12 protein-coding genes are annotated in these 16,352 nt (G+C 73.1%); 10 read left to right on the top strand and 2 right to left on the bottom strand.

Annotated elements, in window-relative coordinates; translation table 11 throughout:
* Positions 1–24: 24 nt before the first annotated feature.
* The 3 genes from yicI to ABD080_RS04110 are packed head-to-tail and all read left to right on the top strand — an operon-like array spanning position 25 to position 5,098.
* Positions 25–2,064: an alpha-xylosidase gene (yicI, locus tag ABD080_RS04100; RefSeq protein WP_137769278.1), complete on the top strand. Its 2,040-nt coding sequence runs from the start codon at positions 25–27 to the stop codon at positions 2,062–2,064.
* The gene (locus ABD080_RS04105; RefSeq protein ID WP_343903733.1) at positions 2,061–4,085 is read left to right on the top strand and encodes a beta-galactosidase; all 2,025 of its coding nucleotides are present in this window, start codon (positions 2,061–2,063) and stop codon (positions 4,083–4,085) included. Before yicI ends, ABD080_RS04105 begins: the two co-directional genes overlap by 4 nt.
* A gap of 11 nt (positions 4,086–4,096) precedes the next feature.
* A complete protein-coding gene (locus ABD080_RS04110) occupies positions 4,097–5,098 on the top strand; it encodes an acetylxylan esterase (RefSeq protein WP_137769280.1) in 1,002 nt (333 codons plus the stop codon).
* On the opposite strand, the gene ABD080_RS04115 is transcribed toward ABD080_RS04110, so the two are convergent.
* On the bottom strand, positions 5,082–6,209 hold the full coding sequence (locus ABD080_RS04115) for an ROK family transcriptional regulator (RefSeq protein ID WP_343903734.1): 1,128 nt from the start codon (positions 6,207–6,209) through the stop codon (positions 5,082–5,084). The genes ABD080_RS04110 and ABD080_RS04115 overlap by 17 nt on opposite strands.
* Before the next feature lie 191 nt (positions 6,210–6,400).
* Here ABD080_RS04115 and ABD080_RS04120 point away from each other — a divergent pair, with 191 nt between their 5' ends.
* The 7 genes from ABD080_RS04120 (at position 6,401) to ABD080_RS04150 (ending at position 15,260) form a co-directional block, all read left to right on the top strand.
* Positions 6,401–8,092 carry an ABC transporter substrate-binding protein gene (locus tag ABD080_RS04120; protein WP_343903735.1) on the top strand — a complete coding sequence of 564 codons (1,692 nt, stop codon included), beginning with the start codon at positions 6,401–6,403 and terminating at the stop codon, positions 8,090–8,092.
* Between the two features lie 61 nt (positions 8,093–8,153).
* Complete coding sequence (locus tag ABD080_RS04125) at positions 8,154–9,140, top strand: ABC transporter permease (protein WP_343903736.1); 987 nt, start codon at positions 8,154–8,156, stop codon at positions 9,138–9,140.
* Positions 9,141–9,150: 10 nt separating this feature from the next.
* Positions 9,151–10,095, top strand: coding sequence for an ABC transporter permease (locus ABD080_RS04130; protein WP_343903737.1), 945 nt, complete (start codon positions 9,151–9,153; stop codon positions 10,093–10,095).
* On the top strand, positions 10,092–11,036 hold the full coding sequence (locus tag ABD080_RS04135) for an ABC transporter ATP-binding protein (protein WP_137769285.1): 945 nt from the start codon (positions 10,092–10,094) through the stop codon (positions 11,034–11,036). Before ABD080_RS04130 ends, ABD080_RS04135 begins: the two co-directional genes overlap by 4 nt.
* The gene (locus ABD080_RS04140) at positions 11,033–11,893 is read left to right on the top strand and encodes an ABC transporter ATP-binding protein (RefSeq protein WP_343903739.1); all 861 of its coding nucleotides are present in this window, start codon (positions 11,033–11,035) and stop codon (positions 11,891–11,893) included. The genes ABD080_RS04135 and ABD080_RS04140 overlap by 4 nt, the downstream gene beginning before the upstream one ends.
* Entirely contained in the window at positions 11,890–14,433 is a 2,544-nt protein-coding gene (locus ABD080_RS04145) for a beta-mannosidase (protein ID WP_343903740.1), read from the top strand. The genes ABD080_RS04140 and ABD080_RS04145 overlap by 4 nt, the downstream gene beginning before the upstream one ends.
* Positions 14,430–15,260 carry a LacI family DNA-binding transcriptional regulator gene (locus ABD080_RS04150; RefSeq protein ID WP_343903741.1) on the top strand — a complete coding sequence of 277 codons (831 nt, stop codon included), beginning with the start codon at positions 14,430–14,432 and terminating at the stop codon, positions 15,258–15,260. The genes ABD080_RS04145 and ABD080_RS04150 overlap by 4 nt, the downstream gene beginning before the upstream one ends.
* On the opposite strand, the gene ABD080_RS04155 is transcribed toward ABD080_RS04150, so the two are convergent.
* Complete coding sequence (locus tag ABD080_RS04155; protein ID WP_137769289.1) at positions 15,261–16,304, bottom strand: LacI family DNA-binding transcriptional regulator; 1,044 nt, start codon at positions 16,302–16,304, stop codon at positions 15,261–15,263. It lies immediately after the preceding gene.
* Between the last annotated feature and the right edge of the window lie 48 nt (positions 16,305–16,352).

A 16,352-nucleotide genomic window follows, 5' to 3' on the forward strand; every position in this document is an offset into this window, starting at 1 on the left:
CTGCTTCCCCAGGAGACCCACCCCATGAAGTTCACCGACGGCTACTGGCTGATCCGCGACGGCGTGACCCTGCAGCGCCCTGCCGAGGTCCACGACGTCGAGGACCTCGGCGACACGCTGCGGGTCCACGCGCCCGTGCGCCGCATCGAGAGCCGCGGCGACACGCTCAACACGCCGTCGATCACGGTGACCTTCACGGCGCCGCGCGAGGACGTCATCGCCGTGCAGATCGAGCATTTCGCGGGGCGGCGCGAGTCCCTGCCCCGCTTCGACCTCACCTCCGCCCCCGTCACCCCGGTGATCACCCGGGACGAGGAGCAGGCCACCTTCCGCTCCGGCCGGCTCGAGGCGCGCGTGGCCCTGCACGGCCCGTGGCAGGTGGACTACCGGTGGGACGGCACCGTGCTCACCTCCTCGACCGCCCGCTCGATCGGCTACGCGCAGGTCGAGGGGACGGGCCCGTTCGTGCACGAGCAGCTCGCGCTCGGCGTCGGCGAGCAGATCTACGGGCTCGGCGAGCGCTTCGGCGCCTTCGTGAAGAACGGCCAGAGCGTCGACATCTGGAACGCCGACGGCGGCACCTCCTCCGAGCAGGCCTACAAGAACGTGCCCTTCTACCTCTCCTCGCGCGGCTACGGCGTGCTCGTGGACGACGCCGGCCCGGTCTCCTTCGAGGTGGGCTCCGAGAACGTCACCGCGACCCAGTTCTCCGTGCCCGGCGAGCGCCTGCGCTACGAGGTGGTCGGCGGCGGCACCCCGCTCGAGGTCATCGACCGCTACACGGCCCGCTCGGGCCGCCCGCCCGCGCTGCCCGAGTGGTCCTTCGGCCTCTGGCTCTCGACCTCCTTCACCACCCAGTACGACGAGGAGACGGTGCTCTCCTTCGTGGACGGCATGGCGGAGCGCGGCATCCCGCTGAGCGTCTTCCACTTCGACTGCTTCTGGATGCGCGGCTTCCACTGGTCCGACTTCCGCTGGGACCCCGCGACCTTCCCGGACCCGCGCGGCCTCATCGCCAAGCTCCACGAGCGGGGCCTCAAGGTCTGCGTGTGGATCAACCCGTACATCGCCCAGCGCTCGGAGCTGTTCGCCGAGGGCGCGGAGGCCGGCCACCTGCTGCGCACCGAGGACGGCTCGGTGTGGCAGACGGACCTCTGGCAGGCGGGCATGGGCCTCGTCGACATGACGAGCCCCGCCGCGCGGGAGTGGTTCGCGGGCAAGCTCGACGCGCTGCTCGAGGACGGCGTGGACGCCTTCAAGACGGACTTCGGCGAGCGGATCCCCACCGAGGGCGTCGTCTGGGCGGACGGCTCCGACCCCCTGCGCGAGCACAACTTCTACACCCAGCAGTACAACCAGGTCGTCTTCGACCTGCTCGAGGAGCGCCGCGGGAAGGGCGAGGCTGTGCTCTTCGCCCGCTCCGCGACGGCCGGCGGGCAGCGGTTCCCGATCCACTGGGGCGGGGACTGCGAGTCCACCTACGTCGCCATGGCGCAGTCGCTGCGCGGCGGGCTCTCGCTCGTCTCCTCGGGCTTCGGCTACTGGAGCCACGACATCGGCGGCTTCGAGGGCACCCCCGACCCCACGCTTTTCAAGCGCTGGGTCGCCTTCGGCCTGCTGAGCTCCCACTCGCGGCTGCACGGCTCGAGCTCCTACCGGGTGCCGTGGCTGTTCGACGAGGAGGCGGTCGACGTCATGCGCGAGTTCGCGGAGCTCAAGCAGACCCTCATGCCCTACCTGCTCGAGGCCTCCGCGACGACGACCCGCACCGGCGCCCCGGTCATGCGGCCCATGGTCTTGCAGTTCCCCGAGGATCCCGCCTGCCGCACCCTCGACGCCCAGTACATGCTCGGCGAGGACCTCGTCGTCGCGCCCGTCCTGCAGGAGGACGGCGCCGTGGACGTGTACCTGCCCGCGGGCCGCTGGGTGCACCTGCTGGACGGGGAGGAGGTCGACGCGAGCGCGGGCGGCCGCTTCCTGCGCCGCACCTACGACGTGCACTCGCTGGGCCTGTTCGCCCGCGCCGGCTCCGCCCCGCTCGCCCTCCTGGGCGGCGCCTCATGAGCGGGCCCTTCGCCCCGGGCGGGCTGCTCTTGGGCGGGGACTGGAGCCCCGAGCAGTGGGACCCCGCGACCTGGGACGAGGACGTGGAGCTGCTGCGCGAGGTCCGCGCGAACACCGTGAGCCTCGGCATCTTCTCCTGGTCGACCCTCGAGCCGGAGGAGGGTCGGTTCGAGACCGCCTGGCTGGACGAGGTCCTGGACCGCCTCGACGGCGCCGGGATCGGGTACTTCCTGTCCACGCCCACGGCCTCCCCGCCGCCGTGGTTCTCCCTCGCCCATCCCGACGCCCTGCCCGTGCGGCCCGACGGCGTGCGCCTCACCCACGGCTCGCGGGACACCTACGCCGTGAGCGCCCCCGCCTACCGGGAGGCCTCGCGCCGGATCGCCCGGCTGCTCGGCGAGCGCTACGGCGACCGTCCCGGGCTGCGCGGATGGCACCTGCACAACGAGTACGGCACCCTCGACCACGGCCCGCACGCGGCCCGCGCCTTCCGGGCGTGGCTGCGGGCACGGTACGGCACCATCGAGGCGCTGAACCGCGCCTGGTGCACGGCCTTCTGGTCCCAGGGCTACAGCTCCTTCGCGGAGGTCGAGCCGCCGCGCGCGACCCAGTACCTCCCCAATCCCTCCCAGGCGATCGACTTCCGCCGCTTCTCCTCCGACGAGATGCGCGCGGCCCTGCGCGAGCAGCGCGAGGAGATCCGGGCCGCGGGCTCCCAGGCCCCGGTGACGACGAACTACATGCTGCCCACCTGGAACCACCTCGAGCAGTGGTCCTGGGCGGACGAGCTCGACGTCGTCTCCCTCGACCACTACCTCGACACGGCGGGCCCCGACGCGGAGGCCCACGTCGCCTACGGCTCGGACCTCGCGCGCTCGTGGTCCGGCGGCCCGTGGGTGCTCATGGAGCAGAACGCGACGGGCATCAAGGTCGACGGCCGCACCCTCGCGAAGAGCCCCGAGCGGATGCTGCGGCACTCGCTGGGCTACATCGCCCGCGGCTCGCAGTCCTCCCTCTTCTTCCAGTGGCGCCAGAGCACGGGCGGCGCCGAACAGTGGCACGGCGCGCTCGTGCCCCATGCGGGCCGCGACTCGCGCGCCTTCCGCGGGGTGAGGCGGCTCGGCGAGGTGCTCGAGTCCCTCGCCCCCGTGGCCGCACTGCCCGAGGAGGGGCCCCTGGTCGAGGCCGAGGTGGGCCTGCTGTGGCATGCGGACGGCTGGTGGGCGCTCGAGACGCCGGACCTGCCGAGCGCGCAGCTGCGCTACGGCGAGGAGCAGCGGGCCACCCACCGCTCCTTCCACCGCGCGGGGATCCCGACGGACTTCGTGCGCCCGCTCGCGGACGTCTCCCGGTACCGCCTGCTGGTCCTCACCTGCCAGTACCCGCTCTCCGACGCGGAGGTCACCTGGCTCGAGGAGTACGTCGAGGGCGGCGGCCACCTCGTGGTCACCTACCTCTCGGGCCTCGCCGACGAGCACCTGCACGTCGCGACCGGCGGCTACCCGGGCCGGCTGCGGGAGCTGCTGGGCGTGCGCGGCGAGGAGATCCTCCCGCTGCCCGCGCGGGAGGTCGTCACCCTCGACGACGGCACCGTCGCGGAGGAGTGGACCGAGCTGCTCGCGGCGACGGACGCCGAGGTGCTCGCCCGCTACACGCATGCGGACCTCGCGGGGCTGCCCGCGATCACCCGCGCCCGCCGCGGCGCGGGCACCGCGACCTACGTCTCCGCCCGCTGGACCCAGGAGTCGCGGGACACGTGGCTGCGCGCGGCGGCGCAGGAGCTCGGGATCGGCCCGACCCTGCCCGGCGCCGCGGAGCGCGGTCTCGAGGCGGTGCGCCGGCGCGGCCACGGGGTGGACCACCTCTTCCTCCTGCACCACGGGGACCGTACGGTGCGCGTGCAGGCCGAGGGCACGGACCTCGTGAGCGGCGCGGCCGCCGCGCAGGGCCTCGCCGTCCCCGCCGGCGGCGTCGCCGTGCTCTCCCTGCCCCCGGGCACCGCCGCCCGCCTGCTCCCCTGAGAGGACCCCTGATGGCCCTGTTCGACCTGCCCCTGCCCGCCCTGCGCGAGCACCGTCCCGAGCTCGACGAGCCCGCGGACCTCGACGCCTTCTGGGAGGGCACACTCTTCCGCGCCCGCGAGCACGAGGTGCTCCTGGACGTCACGCCCGTGGAGACCGGCCTCGACCTCGTCGACGCCTTCGACGTGACCTTCGCGGGCCACGACGGCACGCCCGTGCGCGCCTGGTACCTGCGGCCCGCCGCGGCGACCGGCCCCCTGCCCGTCGTCGTCCAGTACATCGGCTACGGCGGCGGTCGCGGGCGCCCGATCGAGCACCTCGTGTGGGCGTCCGCCGGCTACGCGCACCTGGTCATGGACACGCGCGGCCAGGGCGGGGCCTGGGGCAGCGGCGGCGACACCGCGGACCCGGTGGGCTCGGGCCCCGCGGCGCCGGGCTCGATGACCCGCGGCATCACCTCCCCGGAGACCTCCTACCTGGTGCGCCTGCAGACGGACGCCGCGCGCGCGGTCGACGCGGCGCGGGCGCTGCCGGGGACCGACGGCCGGGTGGTCGTCACGGGCGGCAGCCAGGGCGGCGGACTCGCGGTCGCGGCGGCGGGCCTCGTGCCCGACGTCGACGCGGCGATGCCGGACGTCCCCTTCCTGTGCGCCATCCGCCGCGCGATCGACATCACCGACGCGGATCCGTACCAGGAGATCGTCCGCTTCCTCGCCGCGAACCGGGGCGCGGAGGAGGCCGCCTGGCGCACGCTCTCCTACGTGGACGGGGTGCACCTGGGCCGGCGGGCCCGCTGCCGGGCGCTGGTCTCCGCCGCGCTGCGAGACACGATCGTGCCGCCCTCGACCGTCTTCGCGGCCGCGAACCACTGGGGCGGGCTGCACGGGGAGCCGGGCGCGCTCGCCGAGGTCGAGGTCTACCCGTACAACGGGCACGAGGGCGGCGGCACCGTGCAGCGGGAGCGTCAGCTCGCGTGGCTCGCGGAGGCGGTGCCGCTCACGCCGCGGGGCTGAGCGCGCTGGTCAGCGCGAGGGCGGCGGCCCCCACGGAGCACGGGTGCGGCTGGACGGTCGAGACGGCGACCTCGTGCCCCGGGGGCAGGGCGCCCGTGCGGGAGCGCAGCACGCCCGCGAAGGCCTCGCGGTAGATCCGCGGCGCCATCGAGACGCTCGTGCCGCTCAGGACGACCCGCTCGATGCCGAGCGGGCCGGCGATCCCGGCGACCGCTCCCGCGATCGCCCGTGCGCTCGCCGTGACGACGGCGGCGGCGCGCTCGTCCCCGTGGCCGGCGGCCTCGGTGAGGCGGGCGTGGTCGGAGAGGACGCGCTCCCCCGCGGGGTCCAGGCCGAGCTCCGCGCCGAGCCCCTGGTCGAGGGCGCGGCGGACGTCCGCCGCCGGGGAGGCGATCTCGTGCAGGGGCGTGCCGTCGGGCCCTGCGGCGACGTGGTCGAGCTCGCCGGGCCAGCCCGTCGCGGGCAGCAGCGGGCGGCCGTCGCGCAGCAGGGCCACACCGATCGTGGGCCCGAGGTGCACGGTGAGGCAGGGGCGCTCGGGGTCCTGCTCGCCCACCCAGGCGCTGCCGAGCCCCGCGCAGACCGCCGCGGTCCCGATCACGACGGGGGCGCCCGTGAGCTCCCGGACCGCGGCGCCGAGCTCCTCGACGCCGAGGCCGTGGCCGCGGAGGTCCGCGATGCCGATCCCGGTGAAGGCCGGGCGCTGGGCGGGGTCGAGGGCGCCGAGCTCGGTGAGCGCGGCGCGCAGCGGCTCCGTGAGATCCGCCCCGTCGAGGGCCCCGAGGGGCAGCATGACGCGGCCGCGCAGGGCCCCGGTGACGCCCATCGCGACGAGGGAGAGGCGGTCGCTCTCGACCGTGCAGCCGATGGCCCAGCGGGAGGTCGTCGAGACGCGGAGCAGGGAGGCGGGCTTGCCGCCCGTGGAGCGGGCGCGGCCGGACTCGAGGACGAGGCCGTCGGCGATGAGGCGCTTGACGGAGTTGGTGACGGTCGCGGCCGTGACGCCGAGCTCGCGGGCGATCGCGACACGGGTGGTGTCCGGGGAGCGGCGGATCGCGTCGAGGATCGCGGCGTCGGTCCGAGCGCCGCTGCGGGCGGGGATCGAGCTCATGCGGGCCTCCTCGAGGGGCGCGGGGATGTCGTGACGTCATCGTGACCGGTCGCGGCCGCGGTGTCCGCTTGACGAGCCGTGAGCATGGTCGCATACTTCCTCGTACTTCCTTAAGTTAGTCAATGAAGTTACTCGGGAAGTCATGCAGCCGCACCATCCGCACGCACAGTCGCGTCCCCAGGAGAGCAACGATGCACCTCAGCCGCCGGACCCTCGGAAAGCTGTCCCTCGCCACCGCCCTGCCGCTCGGCCTCGCCGCCTGCGCCGGTCAGTCGAACCTCGACACCGGCAGCGGCGACGGGGAGAGCAAGCCGATCATCACGACCTACAACGGGGCCGGCGCCGGCTTCACGAAGAACTTCAACCCCCACTCCCCGACCGTGCTGAGCATGGTCCAGGGCATGATCTTCGAGCCGCTCTTCTACTACAACCCGCTCGCCGCGATCGACGTGGACCCCGTCCCCCAGCTCGCCGAGTCCTTCAGCTGGAACGAGGACGGCACCGAGCTCACCGTCACCACCCGCGCGGGCGTGACCTGGTCCGACGGCACCGCCTTCACCGCGAAGGACGTCGCCTTCACCTTCAACCGGATCAAGGACACCGAGGCCCTCAACCCCGCCGGCACGGCCCCCTCCGCCGAGGCGAGCGACGACACCACCGTCGTCCTCACCTACGCCATCCCCTCCTTCGTCGAGGGTCCGACGGCCCTGGGCCGCACCTGGATCATCCCCGAGCACCTCTTCACCGACGTCGAGGACCTCTCCACCTACACGAACGAGGAGCCGATCGGCACCGGCCCCTTCACCCTCGGCGACTTCACCCCCGAGTCCTACCTGCTCAACGCCAACGGCTCGTACTGGGAGGAGGGCAAGCCCGCGATCGGCGGCGTACGCGTCATGTCGCTCTCCGGCAACCAGTCCGCGACCGACAAGTGGCTCGCCGGCGAGATCGACTACACCTCGACCTCCATGCCGAACCTCGACGACCACGTGAAGTCCAACCCGGACCTCAGCTACACCAACTCCCCCACCTCGCAGTGCGCCCTCTTCGCCTCGTCGAACCCGGACCTCGGCAGCGAGGGCCCGCAGACGGACCCCGCCGTGCGCCAGGCCCTCTACTACGGCATGGACCGCGAGCAGCTCTCCAAGCTCGCCTTCTACGACCTGGGCACCGCGATCTCCCCCTCCTTCGGTCTGCCCGAGCGGGACAAGGACTTCATCGACCCGTCGATCGAGGACGCGCCCTGGAACGCGGACACCGCGAAGGCGCAGCAGGTCCTCGAGGACGCCGGCTGGGAGAAGGGCTCCGACGGCGTCTACGCGAAGGACGGCGAGCGGCTCTCCATGACGATCAGCTGCCCCACCGGCTGGTCCGACTTCGTCACCGCCCTGGACACCCTCGCCGAGCAGTACAAGAAGGTCGGCATCGAGCTCGTCCCCCAGCAGGTCTCCGTCAACGAGTGGAACGACTCGAAGTCCACCGGGAAGTTCCAGCTCGTCATCGACTCCCTCGGCCAGGGCCCCGCCCCGGACCCGTACTACCTGTACAAGACCTTCTTCGCGACGGACTCGACCGTGAAGGTCGGCGAGAACGGCAACCCGTACCAGAACTCCGCCCGCTTCTCCGACCCCGACGTCGACGCCGCGCTCGAGGTCGCCGCCGGCACCGACGACCCGGCCGTGAAGAAGGAGCAGTACGCGAAGATCCAGAAGATCATCGTCGAGGCCATGCCCTACGTCCCCGTGCTGATCGGCTCGAGCCTCACCGAGTACAACAACTCCAAGGTGACCGGCTGGCCCACCCAGGACGACCTGTACTGCTACCCCATGTCGTGGTCCGCCCCGGACAACGCCCAGGTCCTCAAGACCGTCACCCCCGCCTGATCGCCCGCTGCCGCCGCCCCCGTGCGGGGCGGCGGCGGCACCGCGGACGAAAGGACCCCCGGTGCACATCCTCCGGAAGCTCGGCTTCTACCTGGTCGCCCTCTGGGCCGCCGTCACCCTGAACTTCTTCATCCCGCGCGCGCTGCCCGGCAGCCCCGTGGACGCCGTGCTCGGCAAGCTCGCCCTGCGCGGCCCCGTCTCCCCCGAGACCCGGCAGGCCATCGAGGTCATGCTCGGCACCGACTCCCAGGGCTCGCTCCCCCAGCAGTACGTCCAGTACCTCGGGAACCTGCTGCGCGGCGACCTCGGCGTCTCCGTCACGTACTTCCCGACCCCCGTCGGCCAGGTGATCGGGCAGTCGATCCCCTGGACCCTCGTGCTCGTCGGCGTCTCGACCGTGATCACCTTCCTCATCGGGATGGCGCTCGGGACGATCGCCGGCTGGAAGCGCGGGACCTGGCTGGACTCGCTCATCCCCGCGACCACGATCATGCAGTCGGTGCCCTACTTCTGGCTCGCCCTGCTGTTCGTCTACATCCTCTCGGTGAACCTCCACCTGTTCCCGATCTCCGGCGGCTACGACGTGACCCTCGTGCGGCCCGCGCTGGACTACCCCTTCGTCTCCAACGCGATCTACTACGCCTTCCTGCCCGCGCTGACGATCGTGCTGAGCTCGCTCGGCGGCTGGCTGCTGGGCATGCGCAACATGATGGTCTCCACGCTCAGCGAGGACTACATCCTCACCGCGGAGGCCAAGGGCCTGCACCCGCGCCGGATCATGCTCACCTACGCGGCCCGCAACGCGGTGCTGCCCAGCGTCTCCGGCTTCGCGATCTCGCTCGGCTTCGTCGTCTCCGGCTCGATCGTCGTGGAGTCCGTCTTCTCCTACCCGGGGATCGGCTACACGATGCTGCAGGCCGTCAACAACAACGACTACTCGCTCATGCAGGGCCTGTTCCTCATCATCACCGTGTCCGTGCTCGCCGCGAACCTCGCGGTGGACCTCCTGTACGGCATCATCGACCCCCGCACCCGGGCCCGTGGCTGAGGAGGCCCCCATGACCACTGAGACCACCGAGACCGCCGCTCCCCCCACCACGACCGCCGCGATCGCGACGACCCGCGCGCCCCGCCGCCGGCCCGCCCCGACCCTCGTCATCGGCGTCGGCATCGTCCTGGTCATCGTGCTCTTCGGGCTGATCGGCCCGCTGCTCGTCCAGGACCCGCTCGCGATCGGCAACGACGGCATGCAGCCGCCGAGCGCGGCCCACCTGCTGGGCACCACGCAGACCGGCCAGGACGTGCTCGCCCAGCTCGCCTACGCGACCCGCGGCTCGCTCCTCGTGGGCGTCCTCGTCGCCGTGCTCGCCCTGTTCCTCTCCGCGTTCTTCGGGATCCTCGGCGGCTACCTCGGCGGCTGGCTCGACGAGGGCTTCTCGCTCTTCACGAACGTCGTGCTGATCCTCCCCGGGCTGCCGCTGATGATCGTCATCGGCTCCTACGTCGAGCAGCGCGGACTGCTGCTGATCGCCGTGGTCCTCGCGATCACCTCGTGGGCCGCCTCGGCGCGCGTGCTGCGCTCGCAGACCCTCTCGATCCGCAACCGCGACTACGTGCAGGCCGCGAAGATCGCCGGGGAGAAGCCCTGGCGGATCATCTCCGTGGAGATCCTGCCGAACCTGCTGCCGGTCATGTCCAGCGGCTTCGTCTTCGCGCTGATCTCCGCGATCCTCGGCGAGGCGGGCCTGAGCTTCATCGGCCTCGGCGTCGTCGGCACCCAGACCTGGGGCTCGATGCTCTTCTACGCGCAGAACGGGCAGGCGCTCACGTTGGGCGGCTGGTGGTGGTTCGTCCCGCCGGGCTTCCTCATCGCAGCCCTGGGCTGCGGGCTCTCCCTCATCAACTTCTCCATCGACGCGATCATCAACCCCCGGCTGCGCAGCGCGCCCGCCAACGCGCGGCGCGTGCGCCGGGCCGAGAAGAAGGAGGAGGCAGCGGCATGAGCACCCCCACCCCCGATCCCGCGAACCCGCTCGAGGCGGAGATCGCCCCGGACATCGAGGAGGTCCGCGCCGGCGCCGACTCCCCCGTCTCCGAGGAGGCCGTGCTCACGGTCGAGGGCCTCGACGTGGTCTACGAGGTCGAGACGCCCGTGCACGCCGTCCAGGGCGCGAGCTTCACGCTGCGCCGCGGCGAGATCCTCGGCCTCGCCGGGGAGTCCGGCTGCGGCAAGACGACCCTCGCCTACGGCCTGAACCAGCTGCACCGCCCGCCCGCCCGCATCACCGGCGGCTCCGTGACCTTCCACGGCCGCGACGGCGAGGACGTCGACGTGCTCGCCCTCGAGGGCGAGGCCCTGCGCGCCTTCCGCTGGTCCCGCATCGCCATGGTGTTCCAGGGAGCGATGAACTCCCTGAACCCCGTGATCAGCATCAAGGCGCAGCTCGAGGACGTCTTCACCACGCACCGCCCGGGCATGGACGCCGCCGCGCGCCGCGCCCGCAGCGAGGAGCTGCTGCGGCTCGTGGGCGTGGACCCCTCCCGCATCACCGCCTTCGCCCACGAGCTCTCCGGCGGCATGCGCCAGCGCGTCATGATCGCCATGGCGCTCGCCCTGGACCCGGACCTCATGATCATGGACGAGCCGACGACGGCCCTCGACGTGGTCGTGCAGCGGGAGATCCTCCAGGAGATCCTGCGCCTGCGCAGCGAGCTCGGCTTCGCGGTCGTCTTCATCACCCACGACCTGCCGATGCTGCTGGAGATCTCCGACCGCATCGCCGTCATGCGCGCCGGGCGGATCGTCGAGCTCGACACCGCGGAGAACCTCTACTTCGCCCCGCAGCACCCCTACACCCGCCGCCTGCTCGGATCCTTCCCCTCGCTCACGGGCGACGCCGGGGACTTCCTCCGCGCCGGCTACTCCACGGAGGGCACCCGATGACCACCCTCACCGCCCAGGACCTCGACAAGACCTACACCCTGCGCAGCGGCCTGCGCTTCTCGCAGCTGCGGGCCGTCAAGGGCGTCTCCTTCGAGCTGCGCCCCGGCCGCACGGTCGCGCTCGTCGGCCAGTCCGGCTCCGGCAAGTCCACGATCGCGAAGCTGCTCATGCAGCTCGAGCGGCCCACCTCCGGCAGCCTGCTGCTGGACGGGAAGCCGATCGGCCGCCGCGGGAAGGCCCTCGCGGACTACCGCCACCAGGTGCAGATGGTCTTCCAGGACCCCTTCGCCTCGCTCAACCCGTACCACTCGATCGGCCACCACCTCGTGCGGCCGCTCATCGTGCACGGACGGGCGACCTCCCGCACCGCGCCCGGGGCGGCGAAGGAGCTGCTGGACCGCGTGAACCTCCCCGCGGACGACGCCTTCATGGCCCGCCGCCCGCACGAGCTCTCCGGCGGCCAGCGCCAGCGCGTCGCGATCGCCCGCGCCCTCGCCCCGGGGCCGACGGTCCTCGTGGCCGACGAGCCCGTCTCGATGCTCGACGTCTCCGTGCGCCTGGGCGTGCTGAACCTCCTCGCCCGCCTGCAGCGGGAGGAGGAGCTCGCGATGCTCTACATCACCCACGACCTCGCGACCGCCCGCCACTTCTCCGACGAGATCCTCGTGATGTACCGCGGGGAGGTCGTCGAGCGCGGTGACGCCGACGAGGTGATCCTCAACCCGCAGCAGGAGTTCACCCGCAAGCTCCTCGCCGCGGCCCCCGAGCCCGGCACCAACCAGCGCTTCCTCGCGGAGGCCCGTCGGCGCGGCGTGCCGATGCCCGACCACCTCGCCCCCCAGGAGGACCTCGCATGACCCGCACCGATCTCCACGACGGCTGGACCCTGACCGTCGTGGACGGCCCCGTGCCCTTCCCGGTGCAGGACCTGCCCGCGACGGTCCCCGGCACCTTCCTCACGGACCTCCTGGACGCCGGGCTCATCCCCGACCCGTACCTGGACCGCCACGAGGCGGAGCTCGCCTGGAGCGGCGAGTGCGACCTGCTCTACCGCACCGCCTTCACCCTCGACGAGGTGCCCGCGGGCCGCACGGACCTCGTCGCCGCCTCCCTCGACACCGCCGCGACGGTCGTGCTGAACGGCGCCGAGGTCGCGACCGTGCAGAACCAGCACCGCTCGTGGCGCTGGGCCGTGGGGCCGCTGCTGCGCGCCGGGGAGAACGTGCTCGAGATCCGCTTCGCCTCCCCGCTGCGCACGGCCCGCGAGAACGCCGCCGCGCAGGGGGACCTGCCGTACATCGGCAACCTGCTGCCCTACAACGCGATCCGCAAGATGGCCTGCAACCTCGGCTGGGACTGGGGGCCCGTGCTCGTCACGAGCGGGATCGCCGGCCCGATCGGGCTCGAGAGCTGGACGGGCGCGCGCCTGGACGCGGTGCGCCCGCAGGTCACGCCCGACGCGGAGGGTGCGGGCGGCACGGTCGCCCTCACCGTGCCGATCGAACGCGAGGGCGCGGACGGCGGAACGCTCACCGCGCGGCTCGAGGTCGCCGGGCCCGACGGCGCAGTGCTCGGCACCGCGGAGGTCGCCGTCGACGCGGAGGAGCAGGGGCCCGCGATCGCCGTGCACCTCGACGAGGTCGAGCGCTGGTGGCCCCGCGGCTACGGCGAACAGCCCCTGTACACGGCGCTGGTCGTGCTCGAGGACGCCGCCGGCGCCGAGCTCGACCGCGTCGAGCACCGCGTCGCCTTCCGCACCGCGGGCTTCGTCGAGCGCACCGACGAGGTCGGCACCTCCTTCACGATGGTCGTCAACGACCGCCCCGTGCTCGTCAAGGGCGCCAACTGGATCCCCGACGACTGCTTCCCCACCCGCCTCACCGGCGACGACTACGCGCGCGGCCTCGCCGACGCCTTCGACGCCGGCATGAACATGCTGCGGATCTGGGGCGGCGGGCTCTACGAGTCGGACCTCCTCTACGACCTGTGCGACGAGGCCGGGGTGCTGGTCTGGCAGGACTTCGCCATGGCCTGCGCCGCCTACAGCGAGGAGCAGCCGCTGCGCGGCGAGATCGAGGCGGAGGCGCGGCAGAACGTCGTGCGCCTCGCCTGGCATCCCTCGCTCGTGCACTGGAACGGCTCGAACGAGAACGTCGAGGGCTACCACCACTGGGGCTGGAAGGACACGCTCCCCGAGGGCACGGGCTGGGGGAACGCCTACTACACGGAGATCCTGCCGGCCGTGCTCACCGAGCTCGACCCCACCCGCAGCTACACGCCCTCGAGCCCCTACTCGCGCGGCGCCCTCGACCGGCCCCGCGACCCCGACCACGGCACCGTGCACAACTGGGTCGTGTGGGCGAGCGACGAGGACAACGACTACACCCACTACCGCGACACCTCCCCCCGCTTCGCCGCCGAGTTCGGCTTCCAGGGCCCCGCCTCCTGGGCGACCGTCGAACGGGCGATCAGCGAGCGGCCGCTCGTCGCGGACTCCCCCACGATGCTCGCCCACCAGAAGGCGATCGACGGGCAGAGGAAGCTCGTCGCCGGCTACCGGCCGCACTTCCCCGACCCCGTCGACTTCGTCGACTTCCACCTCACGACCGCGCTCAACCAGGCACGGGCGCTGCGGGTGGGGATCGGGCACTACCGGGCCCTGTGGCCCCACTGCGGGGGCACGATCATCTGGCAGCTCAACGACTGCTGGCCGGTCACCTCGTGGGCCGCGGTGGACGGCGACGGCCGCCGCAAGCTGCTCTGGTACGCCATGCGGGACCTGTACGCGCCCGTGCTGCTCACCGTGCAGCCGCGCGAGGGCGGGCCGGTCCCGGCGATCGGCAACGACACCGAGGGGACCCTCGCGGGGACCCTGCGGCTGCGCCGGATCGACGTGGACGGCACCGTGCTCGCCTCCACCGCGCTCGAGGCCGAGGTCGCCCCGCGCTCCACGGGCCTGCTCCCGCTGCCCGAGGCGCTCGTCTCCCCCGGCGATCCGGCGCTCGAGGCTCTCGTCCTCGAGCTCGAGGTCCCGGGCACCGAGGTGCTGCGCGCGCTGCACTGGTTCGCGGAGGACAAGGACCTCCAGCTCGACCCGGACGCCCTCTCGGTGAGCGCCCGGCGGCGCGGCGACGGGGTCGCCCTGACCCTCAGCGCCCACTCCCTCGTGCGGGACGTCGTGATCGTCGCCGACCGCGTGCACCCCGATGCCGTGGTGGATCGCCAGATGATCGACCTGCTTCCCGGCGAGGCCGTGACCGTGCAGGTCAGCGCACCGGAGGGCGTGGAGCTGGACCCGGAGGCGTTCCTCGCGGAGCGCGTCGTGCGCCACGTGGGCGAGCTCGTGGCGCGCTCGCGTCGCACGGAGCCGCTCGCAGGGGCCACCATGGCCCCATGAGCACCTTCGGCTTCATCGCCCCCGAGGACATCTGGTCGGCCCGCTCCGAGCAGTACTTCAACCAGGTCCTCGCGGGGATCGAGGACGCGGTCGCCGGAGCGGGCCACACGGTGCTCACCCGGGCCGTCGCCTCCCGCGAGGAGGAGATGGCCGCCTACCGCGACTGGGCGGCGCGCGGCACGGTCGCGGCCGTGGTGCTGCGGGACCTCGTGCCCGAGGACCCGCGGCCCGCGCTGCTCGCCGAGCTGGGACTCGGCCACGTCCTCGAGGGGGACGTGGTCCAGGACGGCGAGGCGCCCTCGGTGACGGTGGACAACGCCGCCGTCATGCGGGGCGTGCTCGACGCCCTGCGCTCCCGCGGCCTCGAGCGGATCGCCCACCTGGGCGGCCCGCAGGGGCTCGTGCACTCCGCCCTGCGCCGCGGCGCCTACCTCGACTGGTGCGACACGGCCGGGGAGACCCCGCGCACCGCGGAGGGCGACTACACCGGGGACAGCGGCGCCCGCGCCCTCGACGCCCTGCTCACCGCGGCCGACGACGGGCCCGACGTGCTCCTCGCGGACAACGACGCCATGGCCCTCGGCGCGCTCGAGCGGGCGCGGCTGCGCGGCATCGCCGTGCCCGGCACGCTCTCGATCGTCTCCTGGGACGACTCGATGGCCTGCCAGCTCCACGAGCCGCCGCTCGCCGCCCTCGGCGCCGCCCCCCGCGCGACGGGCGCCGCCGTGGGCCGCGCCCTCAGCGCCCTCGTCGAGCAGCCGCCGCGCGTGCTCCACGAGCGCCGCCCCCAGCCCGTGCTGCTGGACCGGAGGACGCTGCGGGGCTGATCACGCGCGCCGCGGCGCCGTCGACTCCCGCTGGACCAGCTGGGTCTCGAGCTTGAACGGATGGGCGAACAGCCCGGGATCCGCGGAGAGCGCGAGCAGACGCTCCACCGCGACCTGCCCCATCTGGAACAGGGGCTGGCGCACGGCGGTGAGCTGGGGGTGCGTCCACTGGGCGATCATCGTGTCGTCGAAGCCGACGACGCTGAGGTCCTCGGGGACGGAGAGCCCGCGCTGGCGTGCGGCGCGCATGACGCCGACGCCGAGGGTGTCCGCGACGGCGAAGATCGCGGTGGGCGGCTCGGCGAGCGCGAGCAGCCGGTCGGCGCCGTCCTGCCCGGCTCGGTAGCCGAAGTCGCCGTGCTCGATGAGCTCCTGGTCCACGGCGATCCCGGCCTGGGCGAGGGCGCTGAGGTACCCCTGGACGCGCTGACGCGCGGGGACGGAGTCCTCCGGCCCGCCGACGATCCCGATGCGGCGGTGGCCGAGCTCGAGGAGGTGCTGGACGGCGCTGCTGCCGCCCTCCCAGTTCGTCGCCGAGATCGCGACGACGCCGCGGGTGTCCGGCTCGATGGTCACGGGGTCGATCGCGATCAGCGGGAGGGAGAGGTCCTTGCTCCAGCGGGCGTGCTTCGGCCCGATCGGCGAGGTCACGGCGATGAGCCCCTCGACGCCGCGGGAGGCGAGGTCGGCCATCATGGCGCGGGTGGGCCCCGCGGGGACCGCACCGTCGCCGCCGTCGGCGCTCGAGACCATGATGTCGACCTCGGCCCGGCGGGCGGCCTGCTCCGCCCCTTCGAGCACCTGCAGCGCGTAGGGGCTCGTGAGCGTGTCGAAGTGGATCATCACGGCGCGCCGCCGCTCGACCTCGCGGCGGCGGGGGCGGTAGCCGAGGGCCTCGGCGGTCGCGGCGACCTCCTGGCGGGTCGAGTCGCGCACGTCGGAGCGGCCGTTCATCACCTTGGAGGCGGTGGCGAGGGAGACCCCCGCCCGCTCCGCGACGTCCTTGAGCGTCACCTTGTCCTGACGCGCTGCGCTGTGCGCCATCAGCACTCCCCTCTCGTGGCTCACCGACGGCTCAGGCTACTAGGAGAA

The sequence above is a fragment of the Brachybacterium rhamnosum genome (assembly GCF_039526185.1).
Taxonomy (GTDB): domain Bacteria; phylum Actinomycetota; class Actinomycetes; order Actinomycetales; family Dermabacteraceae; genus Brachybacterium; species Brachybacterium rhamnosum.

Excerpts from the sequence above, each read along its gene's own strand:
- yicI (WP_137769278.1), top strand. The coding sequence starts at position 25 with ATGAAGTTCACCGACGGCTACTGGCTGATCCGCGACGGCGTGACCCTG.
- ABD080_RS04105 (WP_343903733.1), top strand. The coding sequence starts at position 2,061 with ATGAGCGGGCCCTTCGCCCCGGGCGGGCTGCTCTTGGGCGGGGACTGG.
- ABD080_RS04110 (WP_137769280.1), top strand. The coding sequence starts at position 4,097 with ATGGCCCTGTTCGACCTGCCCCTGCCCGCCCTGCGCGAGCACCGTCCC.
- ABD080_RS04115 (WP_343903734.1), bottom strand. The coding sequence starts at position 6,209 with ATGAGCTCGATCCCCGCCCGCAGCGGCGCTCGGACCGACGCCGCGATC.
- ABD080_RS04120 (WP_343903735.1), top strand. The coding sequence starts at position 6,401 with ATGCACCTCAGCCGCCGGACCCTCGGAAAGCTGTCCCTCGCCACCGCC.
- ABD080_RS04130 (WP_343903737.1), top strand. The coding sequence starts at position 9,151 with ATGACCACTGAGACCACCGAGACCGCCGCTCCCCCCACCACGACCGCC.
- ABD080_RS04135 (WP_137769285.1), top strand. The coding sequence starts at position 10,092 with ATGAGCACCCCCACCCCCGATCCCGCGAACCCGCTCGAGGCGGAGATC.
- ABD080_RS04140 (WP_343903739.1), top strand. The coding sequence starts at position 11,033 with ATGACCACCCTCACCGCCCAGGACCTCGACAAGACCTACACCCTGCGC.
- ABD080_RS04145 (WP_343903740.1), top strand. The coding sequence starts at position 11,890 with ATGACCCGCACCGATCTCCACGACGGCTGGACCCTGACCGTCGTGGAC.
- ABD080_RS04150 (WP_343903741.1), top strand. The coding sequence starts at position 14,430 with ATGAGCACCTTCGGCTTCATCGCCCCCGAGGACATCTGGTCGGCCCGC.
- ABD080_RS04155 (WP_137769289.1), bottom strand. The coding sequence starts at position 16,304 with ATGGCGCACAGCGCAGCGCGTCAGGACAAGGTGACGCTCAAGGACGTC.